The organism is Luteimonas flava, assembly GCF_036584485.1.
Classification (GTDB): domain Bacteria; phylum Pseudomonadota; class Gammaproteobacteria; order Xanthomonadales; family Xanthomonadaceae; genus Luteimonas; species Luteimonas flava.
Genome location: NZ_JAZHBM010000002.1, coordinates 970,774 through 988,390, shown reverse-complemented (window position 1 = coordinate 988,390; position 17,617 = coordinate 970,774). Strand labels below are relative to the sequence as shown.

The window sequence follows — 17,617 nt, the reverse complement described above, 5'->3', positions numbered from 1 at the left end:
GCACGCCGTACAATCGGCGCCATGCGCCTGTTCCTGCAACAGCACCCCGACGGCCACGAATCCCCGCGATTCGTGCAGCTCACCCTGCAGCCCGATCTGCTGGGCGGCTGGGTGCTGTTGCGCGAGACCGGCCAGGTCGGCGGCCGCAGCACCTTGCGGCGCGACCAGTTCCTCGACCAGCCCAGCGCGATCAAGGCGCTCGAAGCCGCGCGCGATGCGCAGCTCAAGCGCGGCTTCCAGTTGATGTTCGCCCGCGGCAGCGACGCGCCGGCCTGACCGCGCGACCACCGCCTCCACCAGGAAATTCCAGTCCCGATGTCCGCCGTCCTGAAGAACGACCGCTTCCTCCGCGCCCTCCGCCGCGAACCCGTCGACCGCACGCCCGTCTGGCTGATGCGCCAGGCCGGCCGCTATCTGCCGGAGTACCGCGCATCGCGCAAGGCCGCCGGCAGCTTCCTCGCGATGGCGAAGAATCCCGATCTCGCCTGCGAAGTCACGCTGCAGCCGCTGGCGCGCTTCGATCTCGACGCGGCGATCCTGTTCTCCGACATCCTGACCATCCCCGATGCGATGGGTCTGGACCTGTATTTCGTCGAAGGCGAAGGCCCGAAGTTCCGCCACCCGGTCCGTGACGCGGCCAGCATCGCGAAGCTCGGCGTGCCGGACATGGAAACGGACCTGCGTTACGTGATGGACGCGGTGCGCACGATCCGCCGTGAACTCGACGGCCGCGTGCCGCTGATCGGCTTCTCCGGCAGCCCGTGGACGCTCGCCTGCTACATGGTCGAAGGCGGCGGCAGCAAGGATTTCGCCCGCATCAAGGCGATGGCGCTCAATGATCCGAAGGCGCTGCACGCATTGCTGTCGGTCAACACCGATGCGGTGATCGCGTATCTGGCCGCGCAGCGCGCGGCCGGTGCGCAGGCGCTGCAGGTGTTCGACACCTGGGGCGGCGTGCTGTCGCCGGCGATGTACCGCGAGTTCTCATTGCCGTACCTGACCCGCATCGCGCAGGAACTGCAGCGTGGCGACGGCGCCGGGCGCACGCCGCTGATCCTGTTCGGGAAGGGCAATGCCGCGTATCTCGACGAGCTCTCGCGCTCCGGCGCCGAAGGCGTCGGCGTCGACTGGCTGATCGAACTGGGCGACGCCGCGCGTCGCACGGAAGGCCGCGTCGCCCTGCAGGGCAACCTCGATCCGACCACGCTGTACGGCGCCCCGGATGCGATCCGCGCCCAGGTCCGCCACGCCCTCGACAGCTACGCTCACGGCAACGGCGGCTCGCGCGACGGCCACATCTTCAACCTCGGCCACGGCATGTCGCCGGACATGAATCCCGATCATGTCGGGGTGCTGGTCGACGAGGTACACGCGTACAGCGCGCGCTGATTCCTGCGAATGCGACGTGTGTTTCCTTCCCCCTCCGGGGGAAGGTGCCCGGAGGGCGGATGCGGGCGCTTTTGACGACTCCGCGCCGCCCTGCCCTCACCCGACGCGCTGCGCGCGTCGACCTCTCCCGAAGGGAGAGGTGCTCAGGTTCCGCGAGCGGGCTGAATCACCTGTGCGTGCTTTGCGTCAGACCCCTTCCGTCGGTGCCGCCAACCGCTTCTGCACATCGTCGCGCAGGCGCGCGAGTTCGCCTTCGGCTTCGCGGCGCTGCTGCATGCCGTCGCGATGGATGCTGCGCACCTCCTCGACCGTCTGGATCAGCTGCTCGTGCACGTGGCGCAGCGTGCCGATGTCGATGACGGCACGCTGGTTGGCCTTGGCGGTCTCGACCGAGGTCTGACGCAGCAGGTCCGCATTGCTGCGCATCAGCTCATTGGTGGCGTCGTCGATCGCATTCGACAGCTCCACCGCGTTCTTCTGCTCGCCCAGCGACAGCTGGATCGCGAACTGCCGCTTCCACGACGGAATCGTGATGTTGCGGACGGTGTTGAACTTCTCGACCAGTTGGATCGCATTGGCCTGGATCAGGCGGATCATCGGCAACGACTGGTCGGCGGCGTGCTGCATCACCAGCAGGTCGCCGACGCGCTTGTCGAGCAGGCGGACCGCGTTCTCGATCTCGGCGCGGCGCGTGCGTGACTGCGGATCTTCCGCGCCGGCCAGCGTCGCCTGTTCGGCGGCCAGGCTCGCCAGCCGCTCGCGGCCCGCGATCACGTGCACGCCGAGCGCACGGCGCTCGTCGAGCACGACGTCGTGCATGCGGTCGAAGTCGGTGATGCGGCGCGTCAGCAGGTCCTGCTGGCGGCCGACATCGCCCATCAGCCGCTCGATCTGCTGGTTGGTGTTGCTGAACTTCTGCACCAGCTCGTCGCGGCCGGAACGCATCCTGTCGATCAGGCGCCCGAGCACCGGCACCTTGGACCGGCCGGCGAAGCTGCCCAGGTCGAGCGCGCGCGCGATCCGCACGACTTCGCCGAGCTTGTCGCCGGTCGCGTCGAGATCGCTGTTGCGCACCTGGTCGAGCAGCTGGCTGGAGAACGCCGCGGTCTTGCTCGCCGCGTCGCGGCCGAACACGTGCAGGTTGCCGGGCGTGATGTCCGCGAGGCTGCGGCCGACGACCTCGATGTCGGCGCGGTCGGCGGGCACCAGACCCAGCGACTGCAATGCGGCATCGTCGGTCACCGGCGTCGCCGACGGCACGTGCGTGGGATAGGCGGTGTCCTGGGTCATGCGTCGGTCTCCTTGGGCCTGTCGGCGCGATCGGGCGCGCGTCGGGCGAGTGTAGCGGTCATGGCATCGAGTGCATGGGCGACGTCGACTTCGATGTCGGCCGCAGTCACCGCCTGCGCGGCGCCTTGGACAGCGCGTTCACCGACCGCGCGTTGCCGCCACAACGGCAGCAGAACATCGCGGACGTTGCGGTAGTGCGCGAGCACGGCCTCGTGCTGCTCGGCGATCAGCTGCAGTTGCCGCGCCGACAACGCATGCGTCGCGCGCACGGTGTCGAGGTGCTGCGCGCGGCGCAGCCGCAGATCCTGATGGACCTCGTCCTCGGCACTGCCGGCGCGCACTGCAGCCGCGGCCCGGTCCAGCCGGTCGAGTGCAGGTGCCGATGCCGCCAGACGCGCGCGATGCGCCGCGATATCGGCGCGCAGGGCTGCGGCGGCGCGGTCGGCGTCGATCAGCAACACGCCCATGCGTGCGCCGAGCGCTTCCGCTTCGTGCTGGTCGATGACGTCACGACCGGTCAGGCGCGCGAACAGACCGGCACGCGGCCGGCCACGCAATGGAAGCGCGGCGCGCATCGCGATGTGCAGATCACGCAGACGCGCGACCAACGCGGCCGCCGGCGCGGCATCGAGCGTGTCCGCAATATCGATGGCGGCCAGCTCGGCGATGACTGCATCGCCGTAGGCCGAGATGCCGGCCGCATCGTCGGGCACCGCGTCGATGTCGTCACCGGTCGACATCAGGCCTGCGCGTCCGGGTCGGATTCGGCTGCGCCGAGGCGATCGAGCGCGGCATCGAGACGCCGCTCGGCCGGGGTGCGCTCGCGGCGGCGCGCAGGCGTGCTGCTGTCGAGCGTCGTGCCGCGTGTACGCAGCCACTGCGCCAGTTCCGCAAGCGCAGCATTGAGCGCGGCCTGTCCGGCGACCGACTGGCCGAGCTGCGCGAGCAGCGGACCTGCTGTTTCACGCAGCGCCGTCTGCAGTTCGCCTGCAACGGCCCGTGCCGTGTCGTCTGGCCCGACCACTGGCGCCACCTCGACAGGCGTCGGTGCCGCCGGCGCGCGCAGCCCGTGCAGCGCGGCCAGCAACTGGTCCCACGGCGCAGGTGCGACTGGCGCCTCGCTGCCCTGTCCCATCGACTGCAGGCCCGCGGCGATATCCGCCAGCTGCGCAACGACGCGTGCGCCGGTGTCGGCATCCTCGCCGCCCATCGCCTTGTCGCGCATGAAGTCGCGCTTGATCTGGGCCCAGCGGGCAGAGGCGGTCTCGTCGAGCTTGCCGCGTAACTCGGCGAGCTTGAGCAGGTTTTCCTCGGCGCCGGTGGTCAGCAGCTGCGACTCGCCCATGTAGTGGTCGTCCAGCAGCTGTTCGAGCTCGGCGGCATTCATCACCGGCGAGATTTTCTCGGCCAGCTTGTTCATGTTGCGGTAGCTGCCCTGCAGCCGGAACGCCGGCTCGGTGCGGTAGCGGTCGGCCTGCGCGGCGCTGGCGATGTACTGCTGGTTGACGCGATAGACGATCTCGCTGACCTGCAGCAGCCGCTGCAGCGTCGCGGTGAGTTCGTTGACCTCGGCGCCGCTGTAGGCGTGCGACAGGTCGTTGGTCGAAACGTCCTTGCCGGCGGCGCGCTCGGCCAGCAGATAGAGGTCCGCCATGTCGCGCGTCGCCAGCGGTGCGAGCACCGGATTGGAGGTCAGGCTGTTCTCGATGTAGCTGAGCTTGAATGAGTCCTCCATGCCACCGAGCACGTCGCCGAGGTTGTAGATGTCGGCGCGGTTGGCCAGCATGTCCGGAATCTTGAACACCTCGCCGGACTCGGTATACGGGTTGCCGGCCATGACCACGCAGAACTTCTTGCCGCGCATGTCGTAGGTCTTGGTGCGGCCTTTCCACACGCCCTCGATGCGGCGCGTGCCGTCGCACAGCGAGATGAACTTCTGCAGGAACTCGGGATGCGTGTGCTGGATGTCGTCGACATACAGCATCGTGTTGCTGCCCATCTCCAGCGCGAGGTTGAGCTTCTCCAGTTCCTGACGCGAGGTCGCGTCGGGCGCCTGCGCCGGATCGATCGAGCGCACCTCGTGTCCCAGCGCCGGGCCGTTGATCTTCATGAAGACCAGGCCCAGCCGGCTGGCGACGTATTCCATCAGCGTCGTCTTGCCGTAGCCGGGCGGCGAAATCAGCATCAGCAGGCCCATCAGGTCGCTGCGCTTGTGTTCGCCGACCGTGCCCATCTGCTTGGCGAGGTTGTCGCCGATCAGCGGCAGGTAGACCTCGTTGATCAGCTTGTTGCGCACGAACGAGGTCAGCGGCCGCGCCTTGAACTCCGACAGGCGCAGTGCATCGCGCTCACGCGCCGCGATGCGCTGGCGCGCGCTCAGGTAGCGGTGGAAGGCCGGCACGAACTGCAGGCGGTGCGCGTCGAAGCGCTGCAGGAAGCCGTCGAGCGACAGACGCAGGCGGCCTGCGAGCACCCGCGGATGCTCGCCGAGCAGACCGTCGACATCGGTGATCAGCGTGACCTCGCGCACCGCGTGCGGCAGCGTGTCGGCGGCGAGCAGCAGCACGATGGCCTCGGGCACGTAACCGGCGAGCGCGGCATGCGTCTCGCTGGCACCGAGCGCACCCAGCCACTGCGCGGCCAGCGACCAGCGCTGCGCCAGCGGCGCCGCCGCATCGGAGAGCGCGCGCTCGACATCGGCGGTCAGACCGGCGCTGTCCAGCGCCTTGCGCAGTGCGTCGCGGAGATCACGCGCGTAATGGCTGATGCCGAACGTCGGCGCGCCTTCGCGCAGCTCCTCGAACAGGTAGTCGGCCGCGACCGGTGCGAGCGCCGCATCGAACGGCAGGTTCTGCGCCGCGACGAACGCTGCCAATGCATCGGCGATCTCGGTGCGCAGCGCATCGATGCCGGCATCCGACGCGAACAGTTGGCGGATCGCGCGCGCCCCGGCGCTGCGCTCGGGCCACTGGTCGGCGGCGGTGCCGGCGCGCCCGAAGGCCCAGAAGGCCATCGCCAGGGCGCGCGCGGCGGGCGGCTTCGCCAACGGACCGGCCTGGGCGTGCAGCGGCAGCAACGCACGCAGGATCAGCGCGGCGTCGTGGTCGTGGATGCCCTTCTCGTAGCCTTCGCGATAGCGCGGCGCGGCGAATGCGCGCACGCTGCGCTCCAGTGCTTCGGGCTCGGGCAGCTCGCGCTGCAGCCGGTCGAGATCGAGACCCTCGCGACCCTCGATCGCGGCCTGCAGGACCAGGCCGGCGAGATACTCGGCGCGGGTGATGTCCGGCGATTCGGAATCGAGCGTCACCTGCCAGTAGTCGCGCAGCGTCTCGAGTTCGGGATCTTCGATCGGCGCGTAGAAATCGGTGCCGGTCAGGTGGATCGACAGCCCATCGCCACGCGGCAGGATCGTCAGGTCCAGCGGCTGCGTGTTCACGCTGAAACGATGCCGCGGGCCGAGACGGATCACCTGGCCGCCGCCCTCGAACAGATCGCTGCGGTCGCGCAGGCTGCGCACCGACTGGTCGCGCACGGCCTTCAGGCGCGCTTCGACGTCGTCGGCCTTCACCGTGTCGCGGTAGTCGCGCAGGCGCGTGGCGAGCTCCCGCAGTTTGAGGATCAGCGGATCGCCGGCGAAGAAGGCGTTGAGTTCGTCGGCGGCCTCGAAGCGCTCGGTGCGCCGCGGCAGGCCGTCGAGGATGCGCGCGGCGGCATCGAACACCGCCTGCGCCTTGCGCTGGCGCGCATCGAGCAGCGACTGCTTGTGCGATTCGAACGTGTCCAGCAGTTCCTCGCGCTTGGCGAGGATGTCGCCGAGGAACTGCTCGTGCTCGCCGAACTGGCTCTCCAGCTCCTCGAGCTGGACCATCAGCCGCGACAGTTGCTCGTCGGCGCGCTCGGGATCGGTCGCCAGCGCCAGCGCGCCCGCGATCGCCTGGCCGAACAGCGCGAACTGCGCGCCGAACTGCGCGACGGCTTCGGCCGAGCCGAGCGTGCGGCGACGCTGGTCGGCGCGTGTGCGGGTCTGGTTGAGCCGCGCGTACAGACCGGAGATCGCATCGACCACGCGCGTACGCTCGGTCGCATCATCGACCTTCAGCGTCGCCATCAGCTCCGACAGCATGTCCAGATCGCCGGACAGTGCCTGCATCTCGGCGATCGAGGCGGCGAGCGCCTTCGCGGTGGTCGCCGCTTGTGCTTCGGTGTCGAGCACCTGCAGGCGCTCGGACACCGGCTGCAAGGCACGCTCGCCGGCGAGGAAGGTGCCGGTCGCGGCGCCGACCGTGTCCTGCGCGGCCTGCAGCGCGTCGCCCATCGCGTCGATGGCGCCGGTGTCGACGTAACGCAGCTCGCGGATGGTCAGCAGATGGCCGCGCTGCTTCGAAATCTCGTTCAGCGCCTCGACGAACTCTTCGATGCGGTTCCAGCTCTCCGGCTGCAGACGACCCAGCAATGCGCGATGCGCAGTCCCGGCCTCACGCATCGCGGCATCGGACTGGCGACGGATGCCTTCGACCTTTTCATACTCGTCGAGCACCGACTCGCCGGTCGCGGCGATCTCGTGCAACAGCGCGCCCGCGCCTTCGCTGTCGGCATCTTCAAGCCAGTGGTGGGCGTCGAACATGCGGCGGGTGTCGTGCACCAGCAGCTGATACCGCTGCAAGGACACATCGCGGCCGTCGATCGTGCGCGCGAGATCGAGCAGGTTGGAAATGCCGCGCACCAGCTCCGGATTGCCGATCCGCCCCATGAAGCTGTTGCCTACCGGCACGTGCGCGGCGAACTCGTCGCTGGTGAACGGCGTCTGCCAGACCTGCATCGGGTGCACCCGCGTCGGCGCATCGCCCTCGGCATGGAACAGCACCATGCGGCCGTCGTGCAGCAGCGCATAGCCATGCCCGAACACCGGGTTCTGCAGCGCGCGCTGGATGGTGTTGTAGACGAACAACGCCGACCGCCCCGCCGCGCGGTCGTAGAAGATGTACATCACGTCTTCGCCGTTCGGCGAGCGGATCGCGCGCTTGAACTGCATGCCGTCCATCTGCGCGTCGAAGGCGCGATGGTCGCCGTTCTGCAGGTAGTAGCCGCCGGGAAAGATGATGCCGTGGTCTTCGGGCAGCTGGACGCAGGCCTGCACGATGGCGTCGTTGCGGACGATCTTCCCGGTGATGGTGTTGTAGATCAGCCCGCGCCACTGCTGCTCGCGGTAGGGCAGCACCTTCAGCAGGATCAGCGTGCCGACCCTGGCGAAATCGAAGGTGGCATCGTCGATCGACTGGGTGCGGTCGTCGACCGGCTCGCTGTAGATGCCGGCGCCGGTTTCGGTGTTGTTCTCCACCTTGACGGTGAGATCGCCGCCCGTGGTCTCGACGAACAGCGTGTCGAGGATGTTCAGATGCGGGTGGCGGCCATCGACCGCGAGTTCGCGGGTGGCGCGGGTCCATTCGAAATCGAACGGCGGCGGCAGCGCGATGTCGCGTTCGCCGCGGGAATCGAGATAGCTCAGTTCGCCGGTGTTCGTGATCGACCAGCGGAACACGCGCACGTCGGTGCTGCGCTCGCCGATCTGGAATGCGGCCAGCAGCCGGCCCTCGCGGACGATGAGCTGCAGCAGCCGCGCATGCTTGTAGTAGGCGTAGAGCTCGGTGAAATCGTGGACGAAGCCGGGCTGCGCCAGGAACGTGCCGGCAAGGTCGACCGGCACCACGTCGTCGCCGCCATCGGCCTCCACCAGGCGATAGAGGCCGAACACGTCCTCGATCCGGGTCTTGCTCTTGAGCCCGATGTAGACGTTGTAACCGAACAGCACCTGGTCGCCGGGAATCTGCACGATGTCGCGACCGACGCAGTTGTTCTCGGTGCGGATGCGGAAACGCCCGATCACCTCCATGCGGCTGTCGCCGAACTCGGCGAGGCGGCGCGTGTTGAGCGATTCGGCGAGCATGCGCAGGCGTGTGCCCTGTTCCAGCAGGCGCCGGCGCAGCACCTCGTAGGCACCGCCGCGGGCGACGGCCTGATCGATATGAGTGTCTTCGGGCGACGCCGTCGCGGCGTCCTGGGGCTGTTCGGTCATCGGCTCACGATCCGGGCTGGCGCGGGCGCGCCGTCAAGGCGCGCCCAGCGTTCGAGATGGCGACCTGGGCCGCATGCGGGTTCAGGCGGGATCGCCCTCGACGACGCGAGCCGCCGGCGCACTGCCGCTGCGCGCAGCGGGCAGCGATCCGCTGGACACCCCCAGATAGCGCTGCAGCAGATCCTGCAGGATCGGGCTCTTCTCGGTCAGGCCCTCGATGGAGCGCCCCAGCGAAACGGCCTTGACCACGTTCTCGAACATGCCGCCGTCGCCGCCGATCAGATCGATGTCGGCATTGCGCAACGCGGTCGCGATGACCTCGGCATTCTCCTTCGATACTTCCTTGCCGGCCTCGAATGCCGCCAATGCCTGCTTGAGGCTGGTGTCGAGGGTCATGCGGAACTCCTCGTGCCCGCGCGCGGTGTCGCTGAGCGCGTCGATCGCACCGAACTTCTTGGTCAGACCTTCGGCCTCGGCGAAGAGCTTCTTCTCGATGACGCTGGCCTCGGCCAGGCCCAGCGATTCGGTCGCCGTCGCCCGGGCGCGGCCCATCTGCTCCTCGCCCTGCGCGCGTGCGGCCAGCTGCTCGGCCAGCACCTTGGCCTCGGCGGCGCCCTGCTTGAGGTTGGCATCGGCCATCGCATCGACCACGCGGGCTTCGGCGATACCGACCTTCTCGATCGCCGACGCACCCGCTTCCTTGACCTGCGCTTCGGCCAGACCCGGCGCGGCGCGCTCGGCCTGCACGCCTTCGGCGAGCAGCTTCTTGGCCTCGGCCTGCTTGCCGGACGCATCGAATTCGGCCTGCGCCAGCGTGGTGATCTCGACCGCGCGGTGACGGGCCGCGGTCTCGCGCGCCTCGGCTTCCTTGACCTGGCGCACCAGCGATTCCTGCGCCTTGGCTTCGGCATCGAGGATGGTGACCTGCTTCAGGCGATCGGCCTCGGAGACTTCGCGCAGTTCCTTGATGCGTTCTTCTTCGGCCGCGACGGTGCGGTCGATCGAGATGCGCTCGCGGGTGATGTTGGCGACGTCCATGCGGCCCTGCTCGACCACCTTGTCGCGCTCCACGCCCTGCAGCTGCACTTCGCGATCGGTCGTCACCTGCTCGAGCTTGCGCGCGCGCTCCACGCGCTCGGCCTCGATGGCGACGGCGCGCTGGCGGTTCTGGGTGGCGACTTCGACTTCGCGCAGGCGGTTCTCCTCGCGGATGTCGATCAGCTGCTGCGCCTCGATGCGCGCGTTCTCCGAAAGCTGGCGCTGCTCTTCCTGCACCTTCTGCGTCTCGGCGGTCTCGCGGGCCTGGATGGTCTCGATCTCGCGCTTCTGCCGCGCCTCGGCCTCGGCCTGCTGGCGTTCCAGCGCGAGCGTGGCTTCGCGGGTCTCGACGTTCTTCTTGGTGATCGCCAGGCGCTCGTTCTGCTCGAGCTCGTTGGTGACCACGTTCTGCGACGCGGTCAGCTCGGTGATCTTGCGGATGCCTTCGGCGTCGAGGATGTTGTGCGGATCGAGCACGTGCTTCGGTGTCTGCTCGAGATAGTCGATCGCGACGTCTTCCAGCACATAGCCGTTGAGGTCGTTGCCGATCACCGCGATGATCTCGTCGCGGAATTCCTGGCGCTTCTCGAACAGATCGGTGAAGTCGAACTTCTTGCCGACCGTCTTCAATGCCTCGGAGAACTTGGCGTTGAACAGCTCGTCGACGGCGTGCTTGTCCGACGCACGGTCGGCGCCGAGCGCCTTGGCCACGCGCAGCACGTCGGCCTGGGTCTCGTTGACGCGCAGGTAGAACGCGACCGCGATGTCGGCGCGCATGTTGTCACGGCAGATCAGGCCTTCCTTGCCGCGGCGGTCGATCTGCAGCGTGATCAGGCTGATCTTCATGTGCTCGGCGCGGTAGAGCACCGGGATGATCAGCGCACCGGTGAAGTGCACCTTCGGCGTCGCGCTCATGTCGTTGACGATCAGCGCGGTGCCCTGGTCGACCTTCTTGTAGAAGGCCTTGAACAGGCCCGCGATGCCCAGCAGGGCGACCAGCAGCACCCCCAGGCCGATCAGGAAAGGGGCGATCGTGGCAACGCTCATTGCAGCTCCTTGCACATGAGACCCGCGGACGCGGGCCGAGGGATCAAAGGGTTCGGTACCGGGTTTCGGGCAGCACGCGCCAGGCATGCGTGGCGGCGTCGAAGTCGACGAGTACCACGCGGTCGCCGCGGCGCAGATCGGTGCCCGCATCGGCGCGCACCTGCAGGATCAGGCCGGCACCGCCATTGTCGACATCGGCCATGCCGACGTGTTCGGACACCAGCGGCGTGCGTACCACCGCGACCTGTCCGAGCAGCGACTGCTGCGCCGGTGTGCGCCTTGCCAGCAGCCATAGACGCACCGGGCGCAGAACGGCCGACGCGATGAACACCGACGCGACGAACGCGACCAGCGCGACGCCACTGCCGACCAGCCAGCGCAGCCAGCCGGCGAACTGTCCGAGCACGAACAGATGCACGAAATAGGTCAGGAACCAGGCGAAGAAGGCCACGAGGGTGACGACCAGCATCAACGGCAGCCGGTCCAGCCCGAAGCGCCCGAGCATGCCGGCCAGACCGTTGGTTTCGCCGAGTTCGACGGCATCGAGACCGTCGAGATCGAGGTCCACGAGACCGGTGGCCGCGAGCAGCCAGTAGATCGTGCAGAACGCCAGCACGATGCTGTAGACCAGCGTGGGAAAGCCCAGCGCCGTATGCACGAATTCCGCCATCCCCGGTTCCCGCTCCCTGTTGCGGGCCGCGTGCGCGGCCCCACCCCATCCATCGGTCCTATCATGCCAGCGCGGCAGGGCGCGGCGCCATCGCGGGTTCAGTCGATGGACACCAGTGCGCGCGACGGCGACGGCGCTCGATACTCGATGCGGATTTCGCGATGGCCCTCGGGCACGTGCGGTTCGACGGGTGTTGCGCCGACGCAGCCGGGAAACCGTTGCCGGCGCATCACAGCGCCCAGTTCGGCGAGCGCCTGCGTCATGGGCGCATCGCCATCAGCCGCCACGACGCGGCCATCCGGCGTGAGCACCGCACGGCGCGCATCGTCATCGCCCCCGTCGACCGCAGCATCCGACGGGGCCTGTCCGGCTGCGATCACGTTGATCGGCAGCGCGCGTGCGCAGTCGCCCGTGCTCTGTATCCCGACGTCCGCGAACAGTGCGCCCACGAACGCGTCGAGCAGATCGCCGACTGGAACACCACCGGCATCCGCAGGGCGCGAGTACCGGCCCTTGATGAAGTGAAGCTGGCGCAGTCCGATCGTCATCGCGGTGTCGTAACGGCCCGATGCACGCTCGATCCAGCCGGACGCGGTCCGGACCTCGCCATCGGCGCTCTCGGGCTCGACCCCCTGCAATGCGATGCGACGCGCACGCGTCGCATCGAAGTGGACCGCGACGACATCCTGCCGCCCGACCAGCGTGCCGATGTCCGCGATGGATCCCCGCATGTGCGTATCGAGCACTGCAGCGTCGGCCTCGCCGACCGGATAGAAGAACACGTCGATCCAGCCGGGCATCGCATCCTGCGCGTAGCGCACCGACACGCCGAGCTCGGGCTGCTCGTAGCGCTTTTCACCCTGTGCCTCCCAGCCCTGCACGGTCAACGGATAGACGATGCGGGTTTCGCGCAGATAACCGCCGAGCAGCGGCGTCGGTGCGACGTCATCGGCTGCGATGACGGTCCCCGGAAGCGCGCCCGTGGCCAGCAGCGCCAGACACGCCAATACGAATACACGTGAACCCGTCCGAGCCCGATCCGGTGCCATGCAGACCTCCCCTGTCCTGTGGCGATGCTAACCGGATCGGGGCGTGCGGTGTCCATGTCGCCTCCGGATCTGCCGGGCACCGGCGTGCGAGCGCGCGCAGCTAGCCAGAGACGTCGACCACCACATCCGGCGCGCAGGCGAACAGGCGCGTGCCGGGCTCGCGATCGACGCGCCAGCCGCCGGCGAAGGCGGTGAAGGCCGGCAGCACGCCGGCGGATTCGCCGAACAGGAACGCCGGCAGGCGCGGCACGCCCGGCAGCCGGACGACGGGATGCAGATGGCCACCGAGCCGGTAGCCCGCGGTGTCCGCGGTGTCCGCGCCATGCGCAGGATCGTGGACGAACAGGAACGGCGCGAACGCCAGCGTGTGTCCATGCAGGTGGATACCGAGCGTATCGGCGACGCTTGGACGCGCGGTCAGCGCGCGATCGTGGTTGCCGCCGACCAGTTCCACCGACAGCGCCTGCCGGCCCGCGCGCCAGTGCATCCACGCATCGCGCCAGTGCGCATCGTGCACGGCCGCGTGCAGCAGATCGCCCAGCACCAGCAGACGCGTGACCCGGGTCTGCGCCAGCAACGCGTCGAGCCTGTCGAGATCGTGCGCGGTGCCGCCCTTCGGCAAGGCGATCCCCGCGCGGCGGAAATGGTCACCCTTGCCCAGATGCAGATCGGCGATCGCGAGCAGCGACATCCGTGGCCACCACAGCGCGCGATCGGGCAGCAGCACCAGCGATTCGCCGGCCAGCGTGATGGCGAGACTGCCGGGCACCGCGGTCTCAACCACGATTGCGCTTCTCCAGCTGCGCCGCGGCGCGCTGCACGCGGGTGCGCCAGTCCTCGGTGCTGAGCTGTCCACGCAGCGACTCGGCCCACAGCGGGAACGACATCGGGGTGAACGTCTTCAGCGCATGCAGCGCGAGCGTGCGGCCACTGCAGTCTTCCAGCGTTTCGCGCAGGCGCACGACTTCGAGCTGCGCGGCGAAGACTTCGCGCTCCGCCAGCGCCAGCAGCATGTGGTCGGGATCGTGCCGGCGCAGCACGTCGAACAGCAGGCCACTCGACGCCTGCAGCTGGCGCATCGAGCGCGGCGCGCGTCCCGGCAGCGACGGTGGCAGCAGGCCGGCGACCCGGGCGATGTCGCGGAACTGGCGACGTGCGAGTTCGGCGAGGTTGAGGCTCTCGCGCAGATCCTCGAGCAGGGATTCGGGCGTCAGCAACGCGGCGATGTCGTCGGCGTCGAGCTCGACATCCTGCGCGGGCGACAGCACCAGTCCGTAATCGTTGGCCGCGAACGTGAAGCTGTTGGGGTGCCTGCGCCCCCAACGCAGCGACCACAGCGCGGCCAGCCCTTCGTGGACCTGACGGCCGGCGAAGGGATACAGGAACAGATGCCGGCCGCCGCGCACGTGGATCCATTCCACCAGCAGACGGCCCGACGCCGGCAACGCCGACAGGCGATGCTGCAAATCGAGCAGGCGCCCGATCGCGCGCAACTCGGGCACGTCGCGCGGTGCTTCGAACAGCCGCTCGACCTCGTGCGCCAGCGTGCCCGACAGCGCCATGCGCCCGCCCGACCATTTCGGCACGGTGCCGCTGCCGGACTTCGCCACGCGCACGTACGCGGTCATGTCCTCCAGCCGTACGAGTTCCAACGTGCGTCCGGCGAACTGGAATTTGTCGCGCGGTCGCAGCCGGCCGATGAAGCTCTCTTCCACCGAACCCAGACCGCCGCCCCGCATCAGCTTCACCCGCACCGAGCCGTCGCTGGCGATCGTGCCGATCGACAGGCGATGGCGCAGCGCGATGCGGCGGTCGTCGACGCGGTAGACGCCCGCCTCGTCGCGCACGACGCGGCGGAACTCGGGATAGTGCGCGAGCGCGGTGCCGCCCTGCACGATGAAGTCGAGCACCGCGCGCCAGGCGGTGTCGTCGAGCGCGCGGAAGGCGTGGGTGTCGCGCACCTCCGCGAGCAGCGCGTCGGCCTCGAAGCCGCCGCCGAGCGCCAGCGTGACGCAATGCTGGGCCAGTACGTCGAGACTGAGCACCGGCGGCGGCCTCGATTCGATGGTGCCGGCCGCGACCGCCGCGCGCGCGGCGGCGTATTCGACGAGTTCCAGCGCATGCGTCGGCACGCAGACCACGTGCCCGGCTTCGCCGGGACGATGCCGCGCACGACCGGCACGCTGCAGCAGACGCGAGACGCCCTTCGGGCTGCCGATCTGCAGCACCTGGTCGACCGCGGGGAAATCGACGCCCAGATCGAGACTCGACGTGGCCACCACGCAGCGGATGCTGCCGTGGCGCAGGCCCTCTTCCGCCGCCGCGCGCAGCTTGGGATCGAGCGAACCATGGTGCAGCGCCAGGGTTTCGGGCGCTTCCGGCCACACGGCATTCAAGGCGCGATGCCACAACTCGGCCTGCGATCGCGTATTGGCGAACAGCAGACTGGTGCGCTCGGCCATCAGCCGTTCGAGCACGCGCGGCAACTGCGCCAGACCGAGATGACCGCCCCACGGGAACCGTTCGTCCTCGCCGGGCAACAGGGTGTCGAGGGTGAAGCGCTTGGGCGCGACGCCGGCGACCAGCGGCGCTTCCGGCAGATGCGGCAGCAGTGCGTCGCGCGCTTCATCTAGATTGCCGAGCGTCGCCGACACACCCCAGATCCGTAGCGCAGGATTCAGGCGACGCAGGCGCGCGAGCGCCAGCTGCAGCAGCACGCCGCGCTTGTTGCCGAGCAGTTCGTGCCACTCGTCGACGACCACGCACTGCAGCTGTGACAACTGCGGCGCCATGTCGGCATAGGACTGCAGCAACGACAGCGATTCGGGCGTGGTGACCAGCACGTCGGCCTGGCCGCTGCGCGCGAGACGCCGGTCGCGCGCGCTCGCGTCCCCTGTGCGCATCGCCACCACCCAGTCCAGCCCCAGCGCTTCGATCGGCGCCCGCAGTGCGCGCGTGGTGTCGACCGCGAGCGCACGCAGCGGCGTGATCCACAGCACCTTGAGGCTGCCGGGCGGACGCGTCACAGGTCGCTTGCGTGATTTCGATGGTGCTTCGGCACGCGGCGCCGACGCGACTGCTTCGAGCAGCGGGCCGCCGATCGCGGCCAGCGTCTTGCCGCTGCCGGTTGGTGTCTGCAGCAGGCCGGACTCGCCGGCGAGATAGCGCTTCCAGACTTCGCGCTGGAACGGCGCGGCAGTCCAGCCCTGCGCTTCGAACCATGCGCGCATCGGCGCGTCGGGGCCGCGCAGACGCTTCACCGGCTGTTCCCGTGGGAGCGCGCTTGCGCGCGATGGAACACTCCCGATACATCCTCTTCGCGCGCAAGCGCGCGCCCACACACGCACGTCATCGCGCCAGTGCCTTCAAGGTGTCCAGCCGGTCGGCCTCGGCCATCGGCTTGTCGTGGCGCCAGCGCAGAATGCGCGGGAACCGCACCGCGATGCCGGACTTGTGCCGCTTCGACACATTGACCGCTTCGAAGCCGAGTTCGAACACGTGGTGCGCGCGCACCGAGCGCACCGGCCCGAAGCGTTCCAGCGTGTGCGCGCGGATCCACTTGTCGAGCGCGAGGATCTCGCTGTCGTCGAGACCGGAATACGCCTTCGCCACCGGCACCAGCATGTCGCCGTCCCACAGGCCGAACGTGTAGTCGGTATAGAGCGTGCTGCGACGACCATGCCCGGCCTGGGCGTAAAGCAGCACCGCATCGATGGTCAGCGGATCGATCTTCCACTTCCACCAGTCGCCGCGACGCCGACCGGTCTGGTACGGCGCACTCGCGCGCTTGAGCATCAGGCCTTCGACGCCGCGATCGCGCGCCTCCTCGCGCAGCTGGGCCGCCGACGACCAGTCGGCGACGTCGACGCGTGGCGACACGACGATGCGCGGATCGCCGTGCGCTGTGATCAGGGTCTCCAGTGCCGCGCGGCGCTCAAACTGCGGACGGGCGCGCCAGTCCTCGCCGTCGCGTTCGAGCAGGTCGTAGACCTGCAGGCGCACCGGCGTGTCGGCCAGCGTCTTCGGTCCGGGTTTGAGCCGCTGGATGCGCGTCTGCAAGGCGGTGAACGGCAGCGGCGCCTCGTCGTCCGGGCGCCAGGCCAGCAGTTCGCCGTCGAGCACCACGCCGTCGGGCAAGGCCATCGCGGCCGCTTCGATTTCCGGGAAGCGCCCATCCAGACGCTCCTCGCCGCGCGACCACAGCGCGACCTCGCCATCGCGGCGCAACAGCTGCAGCCGGATGCCGTCCCACTTCCATTCGAGCAGCCAGTCCTCGATCGGTCCGAGCGCGCGCGCGACCGCATCGGGATCGTTGGCGAGCGCAATGATGTCGGGCGCGACCGTCGGCGCGTCGTCTTCGACCGGCTCCGCATCGGGTAGACCCGCTTCCGCGCGCAATGCGGACTCCAGCGGCGAGGCGAGAAAGAACGGATACGGCTGCTGGCGATCGCCGGGCAGTTCTTCCGGCGACAGCAGATCGCGCAGGAACTCCGGTGTCGGTGCCCAGCTGCCGAGCATGCGTTGCGCAAGGCGTGCGATGTCGATGCCGGTCAGCTCGGCCAGTGCCTGCTGCACCAGCCGCTGCGACACACCGACGCGCAGCGCGCCGGTCAGCAGTTTGTTGAACAGCAGGCGCTCGTCGAACCGCAGCGTGCGCCAAGCCTCGACGATGACGGCGCGACGGATCTCGACGTCCTTGTTGGCGACCGGCAGCAAGCGCGTTTCGATCCAGTCCGCGAGCGCGACGTCCGGCGACGCCTCGGCCGGATCGCCCAGCAGCAGCGCCAGCGTCTCGCCCAGATCGCCGACCTGGTCGTAGCTGTCGTCGACCAGCCAGTCCGGCGTGCCCGACTCGACCGCGATCCACTCACGCAGTTCGCGCGTGTTGGCGATCTTCTTGCGCGCACTGGCGACCTTGCCGCCCGACAGCAGATACAGCGCCCATGCTGCATCGCGCGGCGGCGCCTCGCGGAAATAGCGGATCAACGCCGCGCGCTTGTCGAGCGTGGCAGTGCTCTGGTCGAGCTCGCGATACAGCTGCGCGAAGCGCTTCATGCCCGC

Annotated in this window: 11 protein-coding genes; 2 read left to right on the top strand and 9 right to left on the bottom strand. The window is 69.0% G+C overall.

The window, feature by feature from the left end:
* Nucleotides 1–21 precede the first annotated feature (21 nt).
* Together V3391_RS11415 and hemE are read left to right on the top strand one after the other, a co-directional pair.
* Nucleotides 22–276 carry a WGR domain-containing protein gene (locus tag V3391_RS11415; protein WP_332078533.1) on the top strand — a complete coding sequence of 85 codons (255 nt, stop codon included), beginning with the start codon at nt 22–24 and terminating at the stop codon, nt 274–276.
* A gap of 39 nt (nt 277–315) precedes the next feature.
* A complete protein-coding gene (gene hemE, locus V3391_RS11410) occupies nt 316–1,389 on the top strand; it encodes a uroporphyrinogen decarboxylase (RefSeq protein WP_332078532.1) in 1,074 nt (357 codons plus the stop codon).
* A 186-nt stretch (nt 1,390–1,575) separates the two neighbouring features.
* Here hemE and V3391_RS11405 read toward each other — a convergent pair whose 3' ends face one another.
* From V3391_RS11405 to V3391_RS11365, 9 genes are all read right to left on the bottom strand, one after another.
* Nucleotides 1,576–2,679, bottom strand: coding sequence for a toxic anion resistance protein (locus tag V3391_RS11405; protein WP_332078531.1), 1,104 nt, complete (start codon nt 2,677–2,679; stop codon nt 1,576–1,578).
* Nucleotides 2,676–3,419: a hypothetical protein gene (locus V3391_RS11400; RefSeq protein ID WP_332078530.1), complete on the bottom strand. Its 744-nt coding sequence runs from the start codon at nt 3,417–3,419 to the stop codon at nt 2,676–2,678. Before V3391_RS11400 ends, V3391_RS11405 begins: the two co-directional genes overlap by 4 nt.
* Nucleotides 3,419–8,752, bottom strand: coding sequence for a DNA repair ATPase (locus V3391_RS11395; protein WP_332078529.1), 5,334 nt, complete (start codon nt 8,750–8,752; stop codon nt 3,419–3,421). Before V3391_RS11395 ends, V3391_RS11400 begins: the two co-directional genes overlap by 1 nt.
* Before the next feature lie 81 nt (nt 8,753–8,833).
* The gene (locus V3391_RS11390; RefSeq protein ID WP_332078528.1) at nt 8,834–10,837 is read right to left on the bottom strand and encodes a flotillin family protein; all 2,004 of its coding nucleotides are present in this window, start codon (nt 10,835–10,837) and stop codon (nt 8,834–8,836) included.
* A gap of 43 nt (nt 10,838–10,880) precedes the next feature.
* A complete protein-coding gene (locus tag V3391_RS11385; protein WP_332078527.1) occupies nt 10,881–11,507 on the bottom strand; it encodes a hypothetical protein in 627 nt (208 codons plus the stop codon).
* Nucleotides 11,508–11,605: 98 nt separating this feature from the next.
* Nucleotides 11,606–12,514, bottom strand: coding sequence for a hypothetical protein (locus V3391_RS11380; RefSeq protein WP_332078526.1), 909 nt, complete (start codon nt 12,512–12,514; stop codon nt 11,606–11,608).
* 142 nt (nt 12,515–12,656) lie between these two features.
* Nucleotides 12,657–13,325 (bottom strand): ligase-associated DNA damage response endonuclease PdeM, encoded by a 669-nt coding sequence (gene pdeM / locus V3391_RS11375; protein ID WP_425497253.1) that lies wholly within the window; start codon nt 13,323–13,325, stop codon nt 12,657–12,659.
* 7 nt (nt 13,326–13,332) lie between these two features.
* On the bottom strand, nt 13,333–15,786 hold the full coding sequence (locus V3391_RS11370) for a ligase-associated DNA damage response DEXH box helicase (RefSeq protein ID WP_332078740.1): 2,454 nt from the start codon (nt 15,784–15,786) through the stop codon (nt 13,333–13,335).
* 118 nt (nt 15,787–15,904) lie between these two features.
* Nucleotides 15,905–17,611, bottom strand: coding sequence for a cisplatin damage response ATP-dependent DNA ligase (locus V3391_RS11365; protein ID WP_332078524.1), 1,707 nt, complete (start codon nt 17,609–17,611; stop codon nt 15,905–15,907).
* Nucleotides 17,612–17,617: the final 6 nt, after the last annotated feature.

What these genes read in the sequence shown, in the direction of transcription:
- V3391_RS11385 (WP_332078527.1), bottom strand. Translation starts at nt 11,507, where the DNA reads ATGGCGGAATTCGTGCATACGGCGCTGGGCTTTCCCACGCTGGTCTAC.
- V3391_RS11400 (WP_332078530.1), bottom strand. Translation starts at nt 3,419, where the DNA reads ATGTCGACCGGTGACGACATCGACGCGGTGCCCGACGATGCGGCCGGC.
- V3391_RS11365 (WP_332078524.1), bottom strand. Translation starts at nt 17,611, where the DNA reads ATGAAGCGCTTCGCGCAGCTGTATCGCGAGCTCGACCAGAGCACTGCC.
- hemE (WP_332078532.1), top strand. Translation starts at nt 316, where the DNA reads ATGTCCGCCGTCCTGAAGAACGACCGCTTCCTCCGCGCCCTCCGCCGC.
- V3391_RS11395 (WP_332078529.1), bottom strand. Translation starts at nt 8,752, where the DNA reads ATGACCGAACAGCCCCAGGACGCCGCGACGGCGTCGCCCGAAGACACT.
- V3391_RS11415 (WP_332078533.1), top strand. Translation starts at nt 22, where the DNA reads ATGCGCCTGTTCCTGCAACAGCACCCCGACGGCCACGAATCCCCGCGA.
- V3391_RS11390 (WP_332078528.1), bottom strand. Translation starts at nt 10,837, where the DNA reads ATGAGCGTTGCCACGATCGCCCCTTTCCTGATCGGCCTGGGGGTGCTG.
- V3391_RS11405 (WP_332078531.1), bottom strand. Translation starts at nt 2,679, where the DNA reads ATGACCCAGGACACCGCCTATCCCACGCACGTGCCGTCGGCGACGCCG.
- V3391_RS11370 (WP_332078740.1), bottom strand. Translation starts at nt 15,786, where the DNA reads ATGCGCGCATGGTTCGAAGCGCAGGGCTGGACTGCCGCGCCGTTCCAG.